Annotated in this window: 2 protein-coding genes; one reads left to right on the plus strand and one right to left on the minus strand. The window is 66.0% G+C overall.

Annotated elements, in window-relative coordinates; translation table 11 throughout:
• Positions 1-34: 34 nt before the first annotated feature.
• A complete protein-coding gene (locus tag VQ045_RS21625) occupies positions 35-316 on the minus strand; it encodes a hypothetical protein (RefSeq protein WP_331831592.1) in 282 nt (93 codons plus the stop codon).
• Between the two features lie 60 nt (positions 317-376).
• Here VQ045_RS21625 and VQ045_RS21630 point away from each other — a divergent pair, with 60 nt between their 5' ends.
• Positions 377-1,726: an IS701 family transposase gene (locus tag VQ045_RS21630; RefSeq protein WP_442879933.1), complete on the plus strand. Its 1,350-nt coding sequence runs from the start codon at positions 377-379 to the stop codon at positions 1,724-1,726.
• Positions 1,727-1,741: the final 15 nt, after the last annotated feature.

Genomic DNA, 1,741 nt, shown 5'->3' on the forward strand with positions numbered 1-1,741 from the left:
AGCTCGACTTTGGCCATTTTGAGCGGGTTTTCGCTCAAGCGTGGATCCAGAAATCCGGCTCGGCGGCGATATAGTCGAGAGCCTTGTCGAGCGGCATCGTGGCGATGCCGAATGGTCCGGACGCGCCCCAACGCTCGCCGTTCCACCACAGCACCTGGACTTTGTCCTCTTCACCGGTTGGATTGAGCCGCGCGACCGGCTGGCCGGTGCGAGCGCTTCGCAGCGAATAGCCGCTTCCGGCGCACGTGACCGCGATACCGCCGCGCGGCCATTGAAACGCCTCGATGCGAGCCCGCATGACATCGGCCGCAGGCATCGTGAATCCTTTCGCCCGCAGCCGGATTCCCCATGGGACTTACCATCGGGAGCCGATACCATGCCAACCTCCGCTCATCCAGCTATCCTGGCGCAGTGGATGGCGCCGTTTTCCGTCTTTTTCACCCGGCCTACCTTCCAGCACGTGCTCACGCTCGTCGCCGGCGCCATTCTCTCGCCCGGTCGGCGTACTGTCGCCGCGGCGCTCAGCATCATGGGCATGCGGGAAACGCCGAGCTTCACCAACTTCCATCGCGTCCTCAACCGCAATCGCTGGCCACCCCGCGCCCTGGCGCAGCGCTTGCTCACTCTGCTGGTTGCCGCGTTCGTGCCTGACGGGCCCGTCGTGATCGGGATCGACGAGACCATCGAGCGCCGCTGGGGGCCTCGGATCAAGGCCCGCGGCATCTATCGTGATCCGGTCCGCTCCAGCCATGGCCATTTCGTCAAGGCCAGCGGCCTGCGCTGGATCAGCGTCATGTTGCTTGCCCCAATCCCCTTCGCCGGAAGGGTCTGGGCCCTGCCGTTCCTGACCGCGCTGGCGCCGTCCGAGCGCTATGCCCGCGAGCGCGGCCGCCGGCACAAGCCATTGACGGATTGGGCGCGCCAACTTCTCATCCTCGTCGCCCGCTGGCTGCCGGAGCGAAGGGTCATCGCCGTCGCCGACACAAGCTATGCCGCCATCGATCTGCTCCAGGCCGTGCGCCACCACGTGACCATGATCACCCGATTGCGGTTCGATGCGCGGCTCTTCGATCCGCCGCCGCCACGCCAACCGGGTCAGATGGGTCGACCGCGAGTGGCCGGCGCCCGCCAGCCGAATTTGGCCGAGCGCCTGAAAAGCCCCGCCACCGCATGGCGACGGGTCATGATCACCGGATGGTATGGCGGCGGTGACCGCCTCGTCGACATCGCCTCCGGCACGGCGCTTTGGTATCACCCCGGAAAGTCGGTGCCGATCCGCTGGGTTCTGGTGCGCGATGCCGCGGGAGAGTTCGAGCCGCAAGCCTTCCTGTGCACCGATCTCGATGTCGATCCGCACGCCGTGCTGGGCTGGTTCGTGCGGCGCTGGTCACTCGAGGTGACCTTTGCCGAGGTGCGCCGTCACCTCGGTGTGGAAAGCCAGCGCCAGTGGTCGGACAAGGCCATTGCCCGAACCACGCCGACTCTGCTCGGATTGTTCTCACTCGTCACGCTGTGGGCCGGTGAAGCGCTCGGCAACGATCCCATGCCACGGCAGGCCGCCTGGTATCGCAAGCGGCAGATCACGTTCAGCGACGCGCTCGCCACCGTGCGTCGCCAGTTGTGGGTCTCAGAGACTTTTGAAACGTCCCGGGATCACCGGGACCCCCTCGAAATTCCTCGCAGCTTCTTTGAACGCATCACTGCCGCCGCGTGCTACCCGGCGTGAATGGCCAAAGTCGAG

The organism is Aurantimonas sp. E1-2-R+4, from assembly GCF_036549515.1.
GTDB lineage: Bacteria > Pseudomonadota > Alphaproteobacteria > Rhizobiales > Rhizobiaceae > Aurantimonas > Aurantimonas coralicida_A.